General features: G+C 64.8%; 2 protein-coding genes (1 of these 2 cut by a window edge). Both read right to left on the bottom strand.

Annotated elements, in window-relative coordinates:
• Positions 1-8396 carry the beginning of a non-ribosomal peptide synthase/polyketide synthase gene (locus ACOYXG_RS11095; RefSeq protein ID WP_460357690.1) on the bottom strand. It extends 9427 nt beyond the left edge of the window, so only the first 8396 of its 17823 coding nucleotides appear in the window; its start codon is at positions 8394-8396; its stop codon lies beyond the left edge, outside the window.
• The gene (locus ACOYXG_RS11090) at positions 8393-21406 is read right to left on the bottom strand and encodes an amino acid adenylation domain-containing protein (RefSeq protein WP_460357688.1); all 13014 of its coding nucleotides are present in this window, start codon (positions 21404-21406) and stop codon (positions 8393-8395) included. Before ACOYXG_RS11090 ends, ACOYXG_RS11095 begins: the two co-directional genes overlap by 4 nt.
• Between the last annotated feature and the right edge of the window lie 97 nt (positions 21407-21503).

Raw genomic sequence — 21503 nt, 5'->3', positions numbered from 1 at the left:
TCACGCAGATCGCTTTGGCTCAGCACCGCGACGGGCGCACTGTCTTGCAGCAGATAGCTCAGGCGCTCTGCCGGGTGCGCCGGATCCACCGGAACATAACCGGCGCCGGCCTTGAGAATCGCCACCAGCCCGACCAGCGTATCAAGGCCGCGTCGGGCGACGATGGCCACGCGGTCGTCAGGCTGTACGCCCGATGCGAGCAGATGATGCGCCAGGCTGTTGGCCTGGCGGTTCAACTCGGCATAGCTCAGTGAAGCACCGGCAAAAACCGCTGCCAGCGCCTGCGGTCGTTCAAGCGCTTGATGCTCGAAACGCTGGGCAATCGTCAACCCCTGCGGGTAATCGGCGCGGGTCGTGTTGAAGCTGTGCAACAACTGCTCGCGCTCCGTGTCCGGCAGGATCGACAGCCGCTCGAAACCTTGATGCGGCGCGTGTTCCAGCGCATCCGCCAAGCTGTGCAAGGCGCATTGCAGATAGTTGCAGATGCGCTGTGCATCGATACCGACACCGGCCAGTGCGGTCAGGCTGAAGCCTTCGCCGAGATCGTCGACGCTGAGGGTCAGGCGATAGTTGCTGTGTTCCTCGGCCTCAAGCAATTGCATGCCTTGCCAAGCCGTTTGGGCCTCGGCAGAACCGCCCTGCGCCGAGGCACCATGACGATAATTGAACAACGAACTGAACAGCGGCGTGGTCGGCGCCATCGCGCTGCAGTGCTGGATGCGCGCCAGTTGCGCGTGTTCGTGTTGCAGCAACTGGCTCAACCGTTGATGCGTCGCCAGTGCCGCGCCCTTGACGCTGTGCGCACGCAGATCGATGCGCAATGGCAAGGTGTTGATGAACACCCCGAGCGCCCGTTCCGCGCCTTCGCCACCTTGCAACCGACCAAGCAATACCGTGCCGAACACCACGTCATCGCGACCGGACAACTGCCCCAGCACCTGCGCCCACGCCAGGTGCATCAGGCTCGCCGCGCTGACACCCAGACGCCGCGCCTGACTGCGCAGGTCGCGGCTCAGCGCGATGTCGAGGCTCAACTGTGCCTGCGTGGCCAGCCCTTCCGGCGCCGGGTTCTGCCCGTAAGGCAAGGTTGGTTCGTCGACGTCACCGAGCATCTCGCGGAAGAACTCTTCGTGCTGCTGGTCACTCAACCCGGACAGGGTATGCGCCACGTAATTGCGATACGGCACCGGCTCGGCCAGACGTTGCGGCTGGCCGCTGAGGAACGCCTGCATTTCATGTTGCAGCACCTCCAGCGCCACGTGGTCCATCACCAGGTGATGGAACAGCAACAACGCCACCACCCGCTGATGGGCGGCGTCCCAGGCGTGCACCACGCGCATCAGTGGTGCCTGATTGACGGCCATGCGGTACTGCGTGGTGTCGAAACACCGGCGCAATTGCTCCAGTACATCGCCGTCCGCGCCATTCAGTTCCAGCGCTTCGCACGCCAGCGGCGCCTCACGCCAGACCACTTGCACCGGGTCTTGCAGCCCGTCCCAGAACAGCGAAGTGCGCAGGATGTCGTGGCGCTGGATTACGTTCTGCAAGGCTTGGGTGAAGCTGTTCAGGCGTTGCTCATCGGCAAACGCGAACTGCGCCTGCAACACATACGGATCGCCCTGTGCGGCGGACAAATGGTGGAACAGGATGCCGGTCTGCAACGGCGCCAGCGGGTAAATATCCTGCACGTTGGCCACACCGCCGGGGATGCTGGCGACGATGCGGTCGATGCTCGGCTGGTCGAGCGCCACCAGTGGCAACAACTCGGGAGTGATGCGCGTGCAGTCCGCAGTGATCAGGTTGGCCGCGACTTCGGCCTCGGGCTCACCGCCCACGGCAGCGGCCAGCGCGGCGAGGGTCGGCTGGTTGAACAGCACGCGAATGTCGGCGCTCAGGCCGGCACGGCGCATCCGCGCCACCAGATTCACCGCCAGCAGCGAGTGGCCACCGAGTTCGAAGAAATGATCGTGGCGCCCTACCCGCTCAACCTTGAGCAATTCAGCCCAGAGCTGCGCGAGCGCGGTTTCCACTTCGCCGACCGGGGCTTCGTATTCACGGGCGGTCTGCGCCGCCAGATCGGGGGCCGGCAGCGCCTTGCGGTCGAGTTTGCCGTTGGGGCTCAGCGGCAGTGCATCGAGATGTACGAACAGCGCGGGCACCATGTAGTCCGGCAGGTTTTCCAGCAGATGGCTGCGCAGCACGTCGATTTCCAGGCGTGCCCCGGTGTAGTACGCCACCAGACGCTTATCGCCGGATGCATCTTCGCGGGCCAGTACGGCGGCTTCCTGCACGCCATCGATCTGGGTCAGGCGTGCCTGGATTTCACCGAGTTCGATGCGCAGGCCACGAATCTTCACCTGGTCGTCGTTACGGCCGAGATATTCGATATTGCCGTCCGGCAGATAGCGGGCGACGTCGCCGGTGCGGTACATGCGCCCATTGCTCTGGAACGGATCATTGAGGAAGCGTTCGGCGCTCAGTTCCGGGCGATTCAGATACCCACGTGCTACCTGCACGCCACCGATGTACAGCTCGCCGACCACACCGTGCGGCACCGGTTGTTGCTGGGCATCGAGGATGTACATGCGGGTGTTGGCGATCGGTTTGCCGATCGGTGTGTTGTCCGGAGTGCTTTCCAGCGGCCCGGCGCAATTCCACGCGGTCACGTCCACTGCCGCTTCGGTCGGGCCGTAGAGGTTGTGCAATTGGCTGCCCGGCAGTTGCTGTATGAAGCGTCGTACCACGCTGCCCGGTAACGCTTCGCCGCTGCACATGACTTGCCGCAGGCTGCTGCAACGTGCGGTGTCGGCGTGAGCGAGGAATACATCGAGCATCGATGGGACAAAGTGCAGCGTGGTGATGTTTTCACGCTCGATCACTTCACTGAGGTACTGCGGATCCTTGTGCCCCTCGGGCCGGGCCATGACCAATCGGGCGCCGGTCATCAGCGGCCAGAAGAACTCCCAGACCGAGACGTCGAAGCTGAACGGGGTTTTCTGCAACACCGTGTCGGCGGAACTCAGTTGGTAAGCGTCCTGCATCCACAGCAGACGGTTGACCACCCCGCTGTGTTCGTTGATCACGCCTTTCGGCTGGCCAGTGGAGCCAGAGGTGTAGATCACGTAAGCCGTGTGCTGCGGGCTCAATTCAGCGAGCGACAGATTGTCCGTTGGCAGCGACTGCCATTGCGGCTGATCCAGATCGATCACCGGCACTGCGACTTCGCCGAGCAACGAACGCGTCGAACCCTGCACCAACACCGCCAGCGGCGCGCTGTCCTCCAGCATGTAGGCCAGACGTTCCAGCGGATAAGCCGGATCCAGCGGTACATAACCGCCGCCGGCCTTGAGGATCGCCAGCAGCCCGACCACCATGTCCAGACCGCGTTCAACGCAGAGCGCCACCCGCGCATCCGGCCCTACGCCCAATTCACGCAGGTGCCGTGCCAGTTGATTGGCCCGGGCATTGAGCTCGGCATAAGTCAGTTGCTGTTCATCAGCAACCACCGCGGGAGCCCAAGGCGTACGCGCTACTTGCGCTTCGAACAGACCATGAATGGTCTGCTTAAGGTCGTAATCGACGTCCGTGGCATTGAACTCGACCAGCAAACGCTGCTGTTCTTCCGGCGCCAGCAGCGGCGCCTGTTGCAGCAGCGCCTGATCGTTGGCGACCATCGCCTGCAACAGGCGCTGGAAGTAGCCGACGAAGCGCTCGACCGTGCTCTGGTCGAACAATGCTGTGGCGTATTCCAGCGATCCGCGAATGATGCCGTTGGACTCACTGAGGCTCAGCGACAGGTCGAACTTGGCGAAGTGGCTCGGCTCGGCCACGCCTTCCAGCGTCAGTTCGCCGAGGGCCAGCGCCGGGCTTTCAAGGCCATCCCAACTGAGCAAGGTCTGGAACAACGGGCTGTGCGCCAGGCTGCGCACGGGCCGGGTGATTTCCACCACCTGCTCGAACGGCAGATCCTGATGCGCCTGCGCTTGCAGGGTTTGCGCCTTGACCCGCGCCAGCAACGCTTCGACGCTCAGCTCGCCCGAGGTGTCGATGCGCAGCGCCAGGGTGTTGACGAACATGCCGATCAGGCCTTCGATTTCGGCGCGGGTGCGGTTGGCCACAGGCGAGCCGATCACCACTTCCGCCTGCCCGGACAAGCGGCTGAGCAGCATCGCCCAGGCACTCATCAACGTCATGTACAGGGTCACGCCGTGGCGCTGGCCCAAGGCTTTGAGCCCGGCGCTCAAGCGTTCGTCGAGCACGACGGCAACGCTGCTGCCGGCATAGTCCTGCTGCGCCGGGCGCGGCCGATCGGTCGGCAGCATCAACAGCGCCGGGGCGCCAGCGAGGGTCTGTTGCCAATATTCGCTCTGGCGTTGCAGCACCTCGCCGCTGAGCCAGCGCCGTTGCCACACCGCGTAGTCGGTGTATTGCAGCGCCAGCGGCGGCAATGGATCCGGCTGACCGTGACTGAACGCCTGATACAGCGCCATCAGTTCACGGGTCAGCACGCCCATCGACCAGCCGTCAGAGATGATGTGGTGCAGGGTCAGCAACAGCACATGGTGATCATCCGCCAGGCGTACCAGTCGCCCGCGAATCAACGGATCGTCCTGCAAGTCGAACGGCCCGGAGGCTTCGCCCTGAATCAGCGCCTGCAGGGTTTCCTCGGGTTGCGGGTGCTGGCGCAGGTCCTCGACACGCAGCAGCAGACCGGTGTCCACCGGGGCAATCAGCACTTGCGCTTCGTCGTTGAATTGGGCGAAGCGGCTGCGCAGGGTTTCGTGGCGGGCAACGATCCGCGCCAGTGCGCGTTGCAGCGCCGCGTCGTCGAGACGGCCACGCAGCCGCAGGGCCACGGGAATGTTGTAGGCGGTGTTGGCGCCTTCCATTTGCGCGAGGAACCACAGGCGTTGTTGGGCGAACGACAGCGGCAACGCGCCGTCACGCGGGACCGGCACGATCTGCGGTTGTGCACAGCGTCCGGCCTCGTTCAGCACTGCCGCGACCGCCGCCAGTTCGGCGTTGGCAAACAGATCGCTCAGCGCCAGCTCGACACCCAGGCGCTGGCGCACTTGCGAGACCATGCGCATCGCCAGCAACGAATGCCCGCCGAGTTCGAAAAAGTGATCCTGCCGCCCGACCCGTTCAACCTGCAGCACGTCGGCCCAGATCTGTGCCAGCGCGTTTTCCACCTCGCCTTCGGGCGCTGCGTACTCGCGGGTGAACAGCGCTGCCAGATCCGGTGCCGGCAAGGCCTTGCGGTCGACCTTGCCGTTGGCGGTCAACGGCAGCGCGGCGAGTTTGACGAACGCGGTCGGCACCATGTACTCCGGCAACCGGCTGAGCAATTGCGCGCGCAACTCGCCCACCGGCAGCGCTTCGACCTGCGCCTGCTCGGTGAAGTACGCCACCAGTCGCGGCTGGCCGGGTTGATCTTCGCGGGCCAGCAGCACCGCTTCCTGAATCCCCGGCAACTGGTTGAGGCAGGTTTCGATCTCGCCCAATTCGATGCGCACGCCACGGATTTTCACCTGATCGTCGTTGCGCCCCAGGTACTCGATGTTCCCGTCTTCACGCCAGCGTGCAAGGTCGCCGGTGCGGTACATCCGCGCGTTCGGCAAGGGGCTGAACGGGTCACGCAGAAAGCGCTCGGCAGTCATGTCCGCGCGGTTCAGGTAGCCACGGGCGACCCCGGCGCCGCCAACGTATAACTCGCCAGCCACGCCAAGCGGCACCGGGCGCTGTTGTTCGTCGAGCAGGTACACCGTGGCATTGCTCAGCGGTTTGCCGATGTGCAGCGCGTCGCCGCTTGCTACCCGCCCTGAGGTCGCGACCACTGTGGCCTCGGTCGGGCCGTAGTTGTTGATCACGTCGAAATGCTGGTTGCGATTGAACTGCCGCAAGCGGTCACCGCCGATCAGCAGCGTGCGCAGGGTCGGGTGTTCGAGGTTCTGGCTGAAGGCGTATTCAGCCACCGGGGTCGGCAGAAAGCTCACGTCCAGCGGCTGCGCGCACCACCACGCGAGCAAGGCATCGATGTCTTCGCCGCCCTCGTGAGTCGGCGCCAGATGCAGGGTCGCGCCCACGCACAGCGCCGGCCAGACTTCCCAGGCCATCGCGTCGAAACCGAACCCGGCCAGGCTTGAGGTGTGACGCCCGGCACAGAGGTCGAACGCACTGCAGTGCCAGTCCACCAGATTACTCAAGGTGTGATGCTCGACCATCACGCCCTTGGGCAGGCCGGTGGAGCCGGAGGTGTAGATCACGTAGGCCAGATTTTCGGTACTCAGGCCGAGAACATGCGGATTATGGGTCACGCGCTGCGGCCAGTTGCAGCGGTCGAGTTCGAGTACCGGCACGGTCAGCGTCGGCAAGCGCTCGCGCAGATTGTTTTGGGTCAGCACCGCCACTGGCGCGCTGTCGTCGAGCAGGTAGTTCAAACGCTCCGCCGGGTGCGCCGGATCAATCGGCACGTAACCGGCGCCGGCCTTGAGGATCGCCACCAGTCCGACCAGGGTGTCCAGCCCACGGCGGGCGACGATCGCCACGCGATCATCCGGCTTCACACCCAAGCCGATCAGGTGCTGCGCCAAGGCGTTGGCCTGCTGATTGAGTTCGGCGTAGGTCAAATGCGCATCGGCAAACACTGCCGCCAGCGCGTCCGGCCGTTCGGCTACCTGTGCCTCGAAACGTCGCTGGATGGTCTGTGCAGCCGGGAAATCCACTTGAGTGGCATTGAACTCGAGCAGTACCTGCGCAAGCTCTGCCGCCGGCAGAATCGGCAGTTGGTTGACCGGCGTCTGCGGCGCCTGCTCCAGCGCGAGCACGAGGTTTTCCAGCGCGCTGTGCAGGTAATCGCAGATGCGCTGCGGATCGGTCTGGGTGCTGGCCAGCAGGGTCAGGCTGAAGGCGTCACCGAGGTCATCGACACTCAGGGTCAGCGGATAGTTGCTGCGCTCTTCGGAGTGCAACGTGGAGATACCGTCCCACGCCGCGAGGGTTTCGGCGCTGGCGGTGGCGACGTTGTGGCTGTGGCGATAATTGAGCAGCGTGCTGAACAGCGGCGTCGGCGCCACCACGTGACTGCAGCGCTGAGCCAAGGCCAGCGGTGCATGTTCGTGACGCATCAGCGTGGTCAGCCGGGCGTGGGTGGCGTTGACTGCCGCGCGCACGTCCTGCCCGTCGATGTTCACCCGCAACGGCAAGGTGTTGATGAAAATCCCCAGCGCCCGGTCAATCGCTTCGGCGCCCTGCATGCGACCCATCAGCACCGTGCCGAACACCACTTGCTGCTTGCCGGTCAGCGCGGCCAGTACCTGCGCCCAGCCGAGATGGAACAGGCTGGCGACACTGACGCCGAGCGTCCGTGCCTGCGCCCGCAGACGCTGGCCCAACAGCGCCGCGACCGGCACGCTGAGTTCGACAATTTCGCTGCCGTCACCTTGCACATCCTGCAGGCCGTAAGGCAGCGTCGGTTCGTCGATGTCGCTGAGCATCTCGCGGAAGAACGCCTCGTGCTCGGCCTCGCTGACGCCCAGACGTGCCTGCGCCACGTAGTTGCGAAACGGCACCGGGCGCCCGAGCAGTTCACGCTGCCCGGTGAGGCAGGCGCGCATTTCGTGGCGCACCACGTCGAGCGCCGAGTGGTCGAGGGCCATGTGATGGAACAACAGCGTGGCGATCACCCGTTGCCCGGCCTCATCCCAGGCGTGGGCCAGACGCATCAGCGGCGCCTGGGTAACATCTAGGCGGAAATGCCGGGCATCGAAGCGCTCGTGCAGATACGCCAGCACGTCGCCATTTGCATCAGGCAACGTCACCTCTTCCACCGGCAGTTCGGCCCGGCGCCAGACCACCTGCACCGGCGCGTCCAGCCCTGCCCAATGCACAGCGGTGCGCAGAATGTCATGCCGATCGATCACCGCTTGCAGCGCTTGAGCGAACGCTTGAAAACGCTCACGGCTGGCAAAAGCGAAATGCGACTGCATGACATACGGATCACCGTCACCACCACTCACGTGGTGATACAGGATGCCTTCCTGCAGCGGCGCCAGCGGGTAGATGTCCTGCACGTTGGCTGCGCCGCCGGGGACTTGTGCGACGAGGTGGTCGATGGTCGCCTTGTCGAGTTCGACCAGCGTCAGCATCGCCGGGGTGATGCGCGTGGTGCCCGAGACGATGCCATTGGCCGGCACCTCGACCTGGCCATGCTTGCTGGCCGAGTACTGCCCGGCCTGGATCAGCTCGATCAGCGCCGGTTTGTGCTCGCGCAACAGCGCCAGCAACGCCGGGTCGTTCAACGCCTGCTTGTTGCCGTTGACCCGCAATTGGTCGTCCGCGACCGCCAGCTGAATATCTTTAGCCTTCAATGTGGCCAACAGTTCGATCACGTTCACAGGACGATCTCCATTCGTTCGGTAATTGCGGCGTAGCCGGCCAGGGTCGGATGTTCGAACAGCGACCTGACATCGGCTTCCATGCCTTCCTGACGCAGCCGGCCAATCAGACTGACCGCCAGCAGCGAGTGACCACCCAGTTCAAAGAAATGATCGTGGCGCCCCACCCGCTCGACGTTGAGCAACTCGGCCCAGAGCCGTGCGAGGGTGATTTCGACGTCGCCCACCGGGGCTTCGTATTCGCGCACCGGCAATGCGGCCTGATCCGGGGCCGGCAGCGCCTTGCGGTCGAGTTTGCCGTTGGGGCTCAGTGGCAATGCATCGAGATGCACGAACAGCGTAGGCACCATGTAGTCCGGCAGGTGCTCCAGCAAGTGGCTGCGCAGCACGTCGATTTCCAGGCGTGCCCCGGTGTAGTACGCCACCAGACGTTTGTCGCCCGGAACGTCTTCGCGGGCCAGTACGGCGGCTTCCTGCACGCCATCGATCTGGGTCAGGCGTGCCTGGATTTCACCGAGTTCGATGCGCAGGCCACGGATCTTCACCTGATCGTCGTTGCGACCCAGGTATTCAATGTTGCCGTCCGGCAGATAACGGGCGACGTCGCCGGTGCGGTACATCCGCCCATTGTTCTGGAACGGATCATTGAGGAAGCGCTCGGCGTTCAGTTCCGGGCGATTCAGATAACCGCGCGCCACCTGCACGCCACCGATGTACAGCTCGCCGACCACGCCGTGCGGCACCGGTTGTTGCTGGGCATCGAGGATGTACATGCGGGTGTTGGCGATCGGTTTGCCGATCGGCGTGTTGCCCGGGGTGTATTCCAACGGCCCGGCGCAGTTCCACGCGGTCACGTCCACCGCGGCTTCGGTCGGGCCATAGAGGTTGTGCAATTGGCTGGCCGGCAGTTGCTGTTTGAAACGCCGCACCACGCTGCCCGGTAACGCTTCGCCGCTGCACATGACTTGCCGCAGACTGCTGCAGCGTGCGGTGTCGGCGTGGGCGAGAAAGACGTCGAGCATCGACGGAACAAAGTGCAGTGTGGTGATGTGTTCGCGTTCGATGATTTCGCTGAGATACAGCGGATCCTTGTGTCCCTCGGGCCGGGCCATGACCAATCGGGCGCCAGTCATCAACGGCCAGAAGAACTCCCAGACCGAGACGTCGAAGCTGAACGGGGTTTTCTGCAACACCGTGTCGCTGGCGGTGAGTTGATAGGCGTCCTGCATCCACAGCAGGCGGTTGACTACCCCGCTGTGCTCATTGATCACGCCTTTCGGTTGGCCAGTGGAACCGGAGGTGTAGATCACGTAAGCGGTGTGCTGCGGGGCCAGTTCGGTTATCGCAAGATTGTCTATCGGCAGCGCTTGCCAATGCGGCTGATCCAGGTCGATCACCGGCACGCCAACGTCACCGAGCAACGAGCGCGTCGTTCCCTGCACCAGCACCGCCAGCGGCGCGCCGTCCTCCAGCATGTAGGCCAGTCGTTCCAGCGGATACGCCGGATCCAGCGGCAGATAACCGCCACCGGCCTTCAGGATCGCCAGCAGCCCGACCACCATGTCCAGACCGCGCTCGACGCAGATCGCCACCCGTGAGTCCGGCCCTACGCCCAATTCGCGCAGGTGCCGCGCCAGTTGATTGGCCCGGGCGTTGAGTTCGGCATAAGTCAGTGGCTGTTCATCAGCGGCCACCGCTGGTGCCCAAGGCGTGCGCGCCACTTGCGTCTCGAACAAGCCGTGAATGGTTTGCTCAAGGTTGTAATCGACCTCCGTGGCGTTCAGGCCGAACAGCAGATGCTGACGCTCGGCATCCGCCAGCACCGACAGACGATTTAACGCCTGCTGCGGAGTCTGCTCCAGCGCTTCGACCAGCCCCGCCAACGCCTGCTGCATGTAGCCACACACCCGCGCCGCGCCAATCTGCGAAGGGGTCATCGCCGTAAGGTCAAAGCCCTGGCCCAGGTCATCGACGTTGAAGCTCAGCGGATAGTTGGTGCGCTCCTCGCTGGACAGGTTTTCGATGCCTTGCCAGGCCAGGCGATTGGCCTGCAACTGTTCTGCGCTGACGCTGTGCCGGTAATTGAGCATCGCGCTGAACAGCGGTGACGGCGCCGCCACCCCGCTGCAACGCTGGGCCAATGCCAGTGACGCATGTTCATGGCCGAGCAATGCGGTCAGTTGCGCATGGGTGGCGCGCACCCCGGCACGCACCGAAACATCACCCAGATCCACCCGCAGCGGCAGCGTATTGATGAACATCCCCAGACCGCGATCAGCGCCGGTACCGCCCTGCATCCGCCCCAACAGCACGGTGCCGAACACCACGCGCTCATGTCCGGAAGTCGCCGCCAATACCTGAGCAAACGCCAAATGGAACAGGCTCGCGACGCTCACGCCCAGCTGCCGCGCCTGGCTGCGCAAGCGCTGCGCCAAGACTTCCGGCACGCGCTGACGGACTTCTTCGATGTCATGGCCGTCACCGTGCACGTCCAGCAGACCGAACGGCAGCGTCGGCTCATCGATCTCGCCGAGCATCGTGCGGAAGAACGCTTCATGCTCCTGCTCGCTGACGCCCAACCGGGTCTGCGCCACGTAATTGCGATACGGCACGGCGGGTATCAGGGCTTCGCCGTGACCGAAGAGCAGCGCCTGCAGTTCCTGCTGCACCACTTCCAGCGCCGTGTGATCCATGGCGATGTGATGGAACAGCAGCATGGCGACCACTCGATCATTGGCCGGGTCTTCTGCATAGACCAGGCGAATCAACGGCGCCTGACTGAGGTCGATGCGGTAATGCCGCGCGTCGAAGCGCTCATACAACTGCGCCAGAACATCACCGCCCGCCGGATCGAATGCAACCTCCTGCAGCGGCAGCTCGGCTTCACGCCAGACCACTTGCACCGGCGTCGCCAGCCCTTCCCAGACCACACCGCTGCGCAGAATGTCGTGCCGGGTCATGACCTGACGCAGCGCGGCGGCGAAGGCCTGCAGGCGTTCAAGGCTGTCGAATGCCAGGCGCGATTGCAGCAGGTATGGATCGCCCTGCACGGCGCTCAAGTGGTGATAAAGGATGCCTTCCTGCAACGGCGCCAGCGGATAAATGTCCTGCACATTGGCGGCACCGCCCGGCACCGTGGCCACGATACGCTCGATGCTGGCCTGATCCAGTTGCAGCAGGGTCAGCATGTCTGGAGTGATATGTGTGCAACCAAACGGAATCAGGTTGTCCGGCACCGCGACTTCGCGACCGCTGCCCACTGCGGCGGCCAGCGCGGCAAGGGTCGGCTGGCTGAACAGCACGCGCACGTCGGTGCTCAGGCCGAGCTGACGCATGCGCTCGATCAGGGTCACCGCCAGCAGCGAATGCCCGCCCAGTTCGAAGAAGTTGTCGTGCCGCCCGACCTGTTCGACTTGCAGCACCTCGGCCCAGACCTGCGCCAGCGCGGTTTCCACCGGCCCTTGCGGGGCTGCGTATTCGCGGCTGAGCCAGGCGTCCTGATCCGGTTCGGGCAAGGCCTTGCGGTCGAGTTTGCCGTTGGCGGTCAGCGGCAGCGCCGGCAGGCGCACGTAGGCGGCGGGCACCAGTGCCTGCGGCAAACGTGCTTGCAGATGCTGGCGCAGCTCTTCGATTTCTACCGCAGTGCGCGCGGTGAACCAGGCGATCAAGAGCGCCTCGCGCACCAGCACCACCGCGTCCTGCACCGCCGGATGGCTGGACAGCGCGGCTTCGATTTCACCCAGTTCCACCCGCACGCCGCGCAGTTTGACCTGATCGTCGTTACGCCCCAGGTACTCGATATTGCCGTCGGCCAGCCAGCGCGCGAGGTCACCGGTGCGGTACATGCGCGCCTGCGGTTCGTCACTGAACGGGTCTTCGAGGAAGCGTTCGGCGGTCAGCTCGGGACGGTTCAGGTAACCACGGGCGACACCCGCGCCACCGACATACAACTCGCCCGCCACGCCAACCGGCACCGGACGCTGCTGCTCATCGAGCAGGTAGATCCGGGCGTTGCTGATGGGCCGGCCGATGTGCAGCAATTGCCCGGCATGGATTTGACCGGAAGTCGCAACCACCGTGGCCTCGGTCGGGCCGTAGTTGTTGATGACGTCGAACGTCTGCCCACGCGAGAACTGCCGCAACTTGTCGCCACCGATCAACAGCGTGCGCAAGGTCGGGTGCCCCAGTTCACGACTGAAGGCGTATTCGGCAATCGGCGTCGGCAGGAAGCTCACTTGCAACGGCTGCGCGCGCCACCAGTCGAGCAGTTCATCGAGGTGTTCGTTGCTGATCGACGGCGGCGGCAGGTGCAGGGTCGCGCCGACACACAGCGCCGGCCAGACCTCCCAGGCCATCGCGTCGAAACCGCAACCGGCGACGCTGGCGGTGTGGCTGCCGGCGCGCAGGTCGAAGGCCTCGCAGTGCCAGTGCACAAGGTTTTCCAGGGTCGCGTGTTCGACCATCACGCCTTTCGGCTGGCCGGTCGAGCCCGAGGTGTAGATCACGTAGGCCAGATGCGCCGGGGTCAGTGTTGGCAGTTGCGGATTGCTGTCCGGCAGATGCTGCCAGGTGTCATTGTCCAGATCTATCACCGGCACCCGGCCCAGCAGCTCGCGGGTCGATCCCTGCGCCAGCACCGCCACCGGATCGCTGTCCTGCAACAGGTAGGCGATGCGCTCCGCCGGGTACGCCGGGTCGATTGGCACGTAACCGGCGCCGGCCTTGAGAATCGCCAGCAGCGCCACCAGCATCTGCGGGCCGCGTTGCAGACACACGGCAATCCGGTCGTCCGGTTGCACGCCGAGGCCGAGCAAGTGCTGGGCCAGGCGATTGGCCTGCTGATTGAGTTGCGCATAGGTCAGTTGCTGCGAGCCCTGCACCACCGCCACCGCCTGTGGCTGCTGCTCGGCCTGCGCTTGCACCAGCGCCTGAATCGTTGCGCCGCGCGGGTATGCCGCCGCCGTCGGGTTGAAACCGATCAGCAAGCGTTCGTATTCCTCGACCGAAAGAATCGGCAAGCGGTTGAGCGGACGTTGCGGCGCCTGTTCCAGTGCGTGCACCAGATGCTCCAGCGCGGTGTGCATGTAGCCGCAGATCCGTTGCGCGCCGATCTGCGCCAACGCCAGCACGGACAGGGAAAAGTCTTCGCCGAGATCGTCGACGCTGAGGGTCAGCGGATAGTTGCTGCGCTCTTCGCCGCCAAGCAATTGCACGCCTTCCCAGATGCCCTGACCGTCACGCGGCTGCGCTTCGGCAGCGGTATGCCGGTAGTTGAGCAAGGCGCTGAACAGTGGCGCCCCGGACACCGCGCTGCAACGCTGGGCCAGCGCCAGTGGCGCGTGTTCATGGGCCAGCAACGCGGTCAGCCGTGCGTGGGTAGTCTTGACCGCAGCGCGCACGCCTTCGCTGACATCCACCCGCAGCGGCAAGGTGTTGATGAACACACCAAGGGTGCGATCCGCGCCCTCGCCGCCCTGCAAACGACCCAACAGCACCGTGCCGAACACCACGTCGCGGCGGTTGGCAAGCACGCCCAGCACCTGCGCCCAGGCCAGATGCATCAGGCTCGCCGGGCTGACACCCAACTGCCGCGCCTGTTCCCGCAGGCGCAGAGTCAACCCGGCATCGACGGCTTGCTGCGCCTCCTCGATGTCGCCGCCATCGCCTTGCACGTCGTGCAGACCAAACGGCAGGGTCGGTTCATCGATATCGCCGAGCATGTCGCGGAAGAACGTTTCGTGCTCCTGCTCGCTGGCGCCCAGACGCGCCTGCGCCACGTAGTTGCGGTACGGCATCGGCGTGCCGAGGCTGTCGGCCTGATTGAACATGAACGCGCGCATTTCCTGGCCCACCACCTCCATGGCGGTGTGGTCGAGAATCAAGTGCTGGAACAGGATGATCGCCACCACCCGTTGCTGCGCCGGGTCTTCGGCGTAGACGATGCGCATCAGCGGCGCCTGGCTCAGGTCGAGGCGGTTGTGCCGGGCGTCGAAGCGCGCGTGCAACTGTTCGAGGACGTCGCCCTGCGCCGGATCCAGCGGCACCGCTTGCACCACCAGCGGCGCCTGACGCCAGACCACTTGCTGCGGACTCGCCAGCCCTTCCCAGACCACACTGGTGCGCAGAATGTCGTGACGCGCGATGACCTGCTGCAAGGCTTGGCTGAAGGTGCGCAGGCGCTCGACGCTGTCGAAGATCAGCCGCGATTGCAGCAGGTACGGATCGCCCTGTTCGGCGCTCAAGTGGTGGTAAAGAATGCCTTCCTGCAACGGTGCCAGCGGATAGATGTCCTGCACGTTGGCAGCCCCGCCCGGCACGGTGGCGACGATGCGCTCGATGCTCGCTTGATCGAGTTCAGTCAGGCTGAGCATGTCCGGAGTGATGTGCGTGCAGCCCGGCGGAATGCGGTTGGCCGGCACCTCGATTTCGCGACCGCTGCCAACGGCGGCGGCCAGTGCGGCCAGGGTCGGCTGATTGAACAGCACGCGCACGTCGGCCGCGAGGTCGATCTGGCGCATGCGTTCGATCAGGCTCACCGCCAACAGCGAATGCCCGCCCAATTCGAAGAAGTTGTCGTGGCGCCCGACCCGCTCGACTTTCAGCACGTCGATCCAGATCTGAGCCAACGCGGTTTCCAGCGCACCCTGTGGCGCTTCATATTCGCGGCTTAGCCACGCGCCGTGCTCCGGCTCAGGCAAGGCCTTGCGATCAATCTTGCCGTTGGCGGTCAACGGCAACGCGTCCAGTCGTACGTATGCCGACGGCAACAGCGCATCCGGCAAGCGTGCCTGTAAATGCGTATGCAACTGTTGAATATCCACCGCCGTGCGCTCGGTGAACCACGCAATCAGCCGTCCATCGCGAACCAGCACCACCGCCTCTTGCAGCGCAGCGTGGCTGCCGAGCGCGGCTTCGATTTCACCGAGTTCGATTCGCACGCCACGCAGTTTGACCTGATCATCGTTGCGCCCCAGATACTCGATATTGCCGTCGGCCAGCCAACGCGCCTGATCGCCGGTGCGGTACATGCGCGCCTGCGGCTCATCGCTGAACGGATCGAAGAGGAACTGCGCCGCGCTCAGCTCGGGGCGATTCAGATAACCCCGCGCCACACCCGCCCCGCCGACATACAACTCGCCCGCCACACCCACCGGCACCGGGCGCTGCTCGGCGTCCAGCACATAGACTTTGGCATTGGCGATCGGCCGACCGATATGCAGCGGCTGATTCAGTTCGACCGGCCCCGAGGTGGCGACCACCGTCGCCTCGGTCGGGCCATAGTTGTTGATCACTTCGAAGGTTTGCGCACGACTGAACTGACGCAGTCGGTCGCCACCGATCAGCAGCGTACGCAAGGTCGGGTGCTGCAATTGCCGGCTGAACGCATATTCGGCCACCGGCGTCGGCAAGAAGCTGACCTGCAACGGCTGCGCGCACCACCAGTCGAGCAACTCGTCGAGGTGCTCGTTGCGGATCGACGGCGGCGGCAGGTGCAAGGTCGCGCCGACACACAGTGCCGGCCAGACTTCCCAGGCCATGGCATCGAAACCGAAGCCGGCGACGCTCGCGGTCTGGCTGCCGGCCTGCAAGTCGAAGGCTTCAGCGTGCCAGTGCACGAGGTTTTCCAGGGTCGCATGCTCGACCATCACCCCTTTCGGTTGGCCAGTGGAGCCGGAGGTGTAGATCACGTAAGCCAGATGGTTCGGGGTTAATGCCGGCACCTGCGGATTGGCATCCGACAGGTGCTGCCAGAGGTCGCGGTCCAGATCGATGACCGGCACGCCACCGAGCAGATCGCGGGTCGCTGCCTGCGCCACGACGGCCACCGGGGCGCAGTCCTGCAACAGATAGGCGATGCGTTCCGGTGGATACGCCGGATCGACCGGCACATAACCGGCGCCGGCCTTGAGGATCGCCAGCAGCGCGACCAGCATGTCCGGGCTGCGCCGGGCGCACAGGGCGACCCGGTCATCGGGCTGCACGCCCAGTCCGATCAGGTGATGCGCCAGGCGATTGGCCCGCTGATTGAGCTCGCCATAGCGCAACTGCTGCGCGCCTTGCACCGCCGCCAATGCCTCGGGGTGCGCGGCCGCCTGGGCCTCGAACAAACGCTGCACGGTTTGCGCCGGCGGGTATTGGCGACCAGTGATGTTAAACCCGACCAGGACCCGCTGGCGTTCGCTCGGCGACAGCACCGAGATCTGCCGCAGCGGCATTGCTGGCGTGTGCTCCAGCGCCGTCAGCAAATTGTGCAGCGCAGTTTGCAGGTAATCGCAGACCCGTACGCCGTCCACTTGCGGCACCGCCTGCACGCTCAGGCGGAAACCTGCGCCGAGATCATCGACGCTGACCACCAGCGGATAGTTGCTGCGCTCGCGCGAGCTGAGAATCTCGATCCCGTCCCAGGCCACGCCTGCCGGTTCGGCCGCGCTGTGGCGATAGTTGAGCAAGCTGCTGAACAGCGGCAGCGATGCGGCAACACCGCTGCAACGCTGGGCCAGCGACAGCGAGGCCTGCTCATGCGCCAGCAGTTGCGCCAGACGCTCATGAGTAGCGCGCACGCCTTGCTCCACCGCAGTCGCGCCAACACTGACCCGCAACGGCAAGGTGTTGATGAACATGCCGAGTGCGCGATCGGCGCCCTCGCCACCCTGCATGCGCCCGAGCAGCACGGTGCCGAACACCACCTCTTCGCGCCCCGAAACCTGCGCCAGCACCTGGCCCCAAGCCTGGTGCACCAGACTGGCGGCGCTGATGCCGAGGCGGCGCGCCTGCTCGCGCAAGCGCTGGGCCACGCTCGAATCCAGCGCCTGCTCGCTGTCGACGATGCTGCTGCCGTCGCCATGTACGTCCTGCACACCGAAGGCCACGGTCGGCTCGTCGATGTCGCCGAGCATGTCGCGGAAGAACGCTTCGTGCGCCTGAGTATCGGCGTGCTGTTGCGCCTGCGCCACGTAGTTGCGGTACTGCACCGGCATCGGCAAATCGGCGCCGCTCGGGTACAGGCTGTCGTTCATTTCCGCGAGCAACACTTCCAGTGCGGTGTGATCGAGCACGATGTGGTGCAGCAACAGGATGCCGACCCAGCGCTGCTGTTCCCGGTCTTCTGTGTAGGCCAGACGCATCAGCGGCGCCCGGCGCAGGTCGAGGCGGTAGTGCCGTGGATCGAACCGCGCCTGCATCTGCTCCAGCACATCGCCCTCAAGCAGGTCGGCATCGACCCGTTCCAGCGCCAGCGGCGCCTCGCGCCAGACCACTTGCACTGGCTCCTCAAGCCCTTCCCAGACCACGCTGGTGCGCAGAATGTCGTGACGCGCAATCACCGCATTCAACGCACGGACGAAGGCCTTGATCTGTGCCAGACCGGCGAAGGCGAATTGCGCCTGCAATACGTAGGGATCACCGGCGCTGGTCGCCAGATGGTGGTAGAGAATCCCCGCCTGCAACGGTGCCAGGCCGTAAATGTCCTGCACATTGGCGACGCCGCCGGGCACGCTGGCGACCACGCGGTCGATGGCGGCCTGATCCAGCGTGGCCAACGGCAGCATGTCCGGGGTGATCCGCGTGCAATCGAAAGGAATCAGATTGTCCGGCACCCGCAGGGTATGACTGTGACTCAGGGTCGCCGCCAGCGCCGCGACGCTCGGCTGGCCGAACAGCACGCGCACGTCGCACTGCAAGTCGTGCTGGCGCATGCGTTCGATCAATTTCACCGCCAACAGCGAATGGCCGCCGAGTTCGAAGAAATTGTCATGCCGCCCGACTTGCTCGACACCGAGCAGGCTCTGCCAGATTCCGGCGATCAGCGTTTCCACCGGCCCCAGCGGAGCTTCGAAGCCGCGCCGGGCGAACGCATCGCTGTCCGGTTGTGGCAAGGCTTTGCGATCAAGTTTGCCGTTGGTGGTCAGCGGTATGGCGTCGAGGCGCACAAAGGCGCTCGGCACCATGTAGTCGGCCAGCGATTGCAACAACGCGTCGCGCAATTGCGCGGCGCTCGGTTCAGTGCCTTCGGCGGCCAGCCAGTAGGCGACCAGACGCTTGTCACCGGGACTGTCTTCGCGAGCGATCACCAGCGCTTCGCGCACACCGTCGCAGGCTGCCAGACGAGCTTCAATTTCACCGAGTTCGATGCGGAAACCACGGATCTTCACTTGATCGTCGTTGCGACCGAGGTATTCGAGGCTGCCATCCGCTGACCAGCGCGCCAGGTCACCGGTCTTGTACAGACGCGCCTCGGCACGGCCGCTGAACGGGTCGGCGATAAAGCGTTCAGCAGTCAGCGCTTCACGATTGAGATAACCCCGGGCAACCCCGGCGCCGCCGACGTACAACTCGCCGATCACGCCGGCCGGCACCGGCTCGCGCTGCGCGTCGAGCACGTACAGCTGCAGGTCGGGAATGCCCACACCGATCGGGCTGCGCCCGACCAGTAGCGCGTCCGCTGCCTCCAGTGGCCGATAGGTCACGTGCACCGTGGTTTCAGTGATGCCGTACATGTTCACCAGCCGCGTACCGGCATTGCCGACCCGCGCGTACCACGGTTTGAGCAGGCCCGGTTCCAGTGCTTCGCCGCCGAAGATCACTTCGCGCAACGAGTGCTGCAACGGGCTGCGGCCCTGCGCCGCGATCAACTGGCGGAAGGCACTTGGCGTTTGATTGAGTACGGTCACGCCGCTGCGGCACAGCAATGCGTAGCAGTCGTCCGGCGAGCGGCTGACGGCCTGCGGCACCAGCAATAATTGCCCGCCAAACGCCAGCGCACCCCAGATTTCCCAGACTGAAAAGTCGAAGGCGAAGGAATGGAACAGCGCCCACACGTCCTGCGGGTTGAAGTTGAACCAGTCGTGGGTCGCCGAAAACAGCCGCACCACGTTGCGGTGTTCGACCATCACGCCCTTGGGCAGCCCGGTGGAACCGGAGGTGTAGATCACGTAGGCGAGGTGATTTGGGGTCAGCTCGGGAATCTGCGGATTGCTGCTGAGTTCAGCCTGCAACTGCAGGCTGTCCAGATCGATGATCGGCACGTTGAGCGCGCCAACCCGATCCAGCGTATCGGCCTGGGTCAGCACCGCCACCGGGGCGCTGTCCTGCAAGGTGTAGGCGATACGCTCCAGTGGATACGCCGGGTCGATCGGCACGTAACCGGCGCCGGCCTTGAGGATACCGAGCAGGCCGATGAGCATTTGGGGGCCGCGCTCGACACAGATCGCCACGCGCTGATCCGGACGAATCCCCCGCGCCAGCAGGTGATGCGCAAGCTGATTGGCGCGGCGATTGAGCTCGCCGTAGCTCAGCGTCTGCTCCTCGAACAGCAGCGCTGTGGCCTCGGGGCGTGCCGCCGCGTGGGCCTCGAACTGCTGGTGAATCAGCGGGGTTTCCGGGAACTGCGGCAACGGCGAGTTGACCCCGTGCAGCAGATATTCGCGCTCGGCCGCCGGCAGGATATTCAGGCGTTGCAGCGGTGCATCCGGGGTCGATTGCAAGGCCTGCAGCAGGCTGTGCAACGCGGTGTGCAGGTAAGCGGCGATGCGTTCGGCACCCAGCGCCGCATCCGCCAGCGCGGTGATGCGCAAGTCTTCGCCGAGGTCGTCGATGTTGATCGTCAGCGGGTAGTTGGTGCGTTCGCGGGCGCCCAGCACTTGCACGCCGGGGGCCAGTTCGCTGACCTCGGCGATCTCTTCACTGCTGCTGTGGCGATAGTTGAGGATCGCGCTGAACAACGGCGTCGGCACCGCTACCGCGCTGCAACGCTGGGCCAGGGCCAGCGAGGTCTGTTCATGGCCGAGCAACGCGGTCAGGCGTCGATGGGTGGCCAGCACCCCGGCACGCACGCCGTCCTGCCCGACATCCACCCGCAGCGGCAAGGTGTTGATGAACATCCCCAGCGCCTGTTCGCCGCCCTCGCCCGCCTCCATCCGCCCCAGCAACACAGTGCCGAACACCACGGTGGTGCGGCCCGACAACTGGCCGAGCACCCGCGCCAGCGCCAGGTGCATCAGGCTCGCCACACTGACGCCGAGCTGACGCGCCTGACCGCGCAGTTGCCGGCTGAAATCGGTGTCGAGCATCAGCAAGGCTTCTTCGATGCCTTGGCCATCGCCCTGCACATCCTGCAAACCACAGGGCAAGGTCGGCTCGTCGATGTCGGCGAGCATCTCGCGGAAAAACTGCTCGTGAGTCTGTTCGTCCAGACGCAGACGGGCCTTGGCCAGGTGATCGCGGTATGGCACCGGCGGCCCGACCTGCGCGGTCTGGCCCAGCAGATGCGCGCGGGTTTCACGGCGCACCACGTCGAGCGCAACGTGGTCCATGATCAGGTGATGGAACAGCAACAGCGCGACCACGCGCCCGTTGGCCGGATCCGTGGCGTACACCAGACGCAGCAGCGGCGCCTGCTGGATGTCGAGGCGGAAGAACCGTGGGTCGTGGCGCTCCAGCAGTTGCGTCAGGACATCCGAGCCCGGGTCGAGGGCGATTTCTTCGCAGTGCAGACGAGCCTGCCGCTGCACCACTTGCAGCGGTTCGTCCAGGCGTTCCCAGACGAACGAGGTGCGCAGAATGTCGTGGCGTTCGATCATCCATTGCAGCGCCTCGGCGAAAGCCTCCAGACGTTCGCGGCTGTCGAAGGCGAATCGCGCTTGCGACACGTAGGGGTCACCGGCGGGCGCCGACAGGTGCAGATAAAGCATGCCTTCCTGCAGCGGCGCCAGCGGGTAAATGTCCTGCAGGTTGGCGGCGCCGCCGGGTACTTTGGCGACCAAGCGATCGATGGTCGGCTGATCCAGCGTTACCAGCGGCAGCATGTCCGGGGTGATGCGAAACGCCGGGCTCAGCCAGTCGCCACCGTTTTGCGCGACCAGTTCCAGCAGTTGCGCCTTGTGTTCGCTGAGGCTGTCCCACAACGCATCGTCCAGCGCGTCGTCGCTGCCCAGAATGACCAGGTCTTCATCTTCCTGTTGAAGGCGGATCGCATGGGTGGAAAGAACAGCCATCAGTTCGCTGAAATGCATGGGATAACCTGCTGTAAATACGAGAAAAAGGAGCGCGCAGCGGCGAGTCCGTGCCTGCTGTGCGCAGCCTGGAAAAACTAAAACATCGGGGCTTGCG

The sequence above is a fragment of the Pseudomonas sp. G3-39 genome (genome assembly GCF_054790485.1).
The sequence above is the reverse complement of the archived record's forward strand: the minus strand, read 5'-3'. Positions and strand labels throughout refer to the sequence as shown.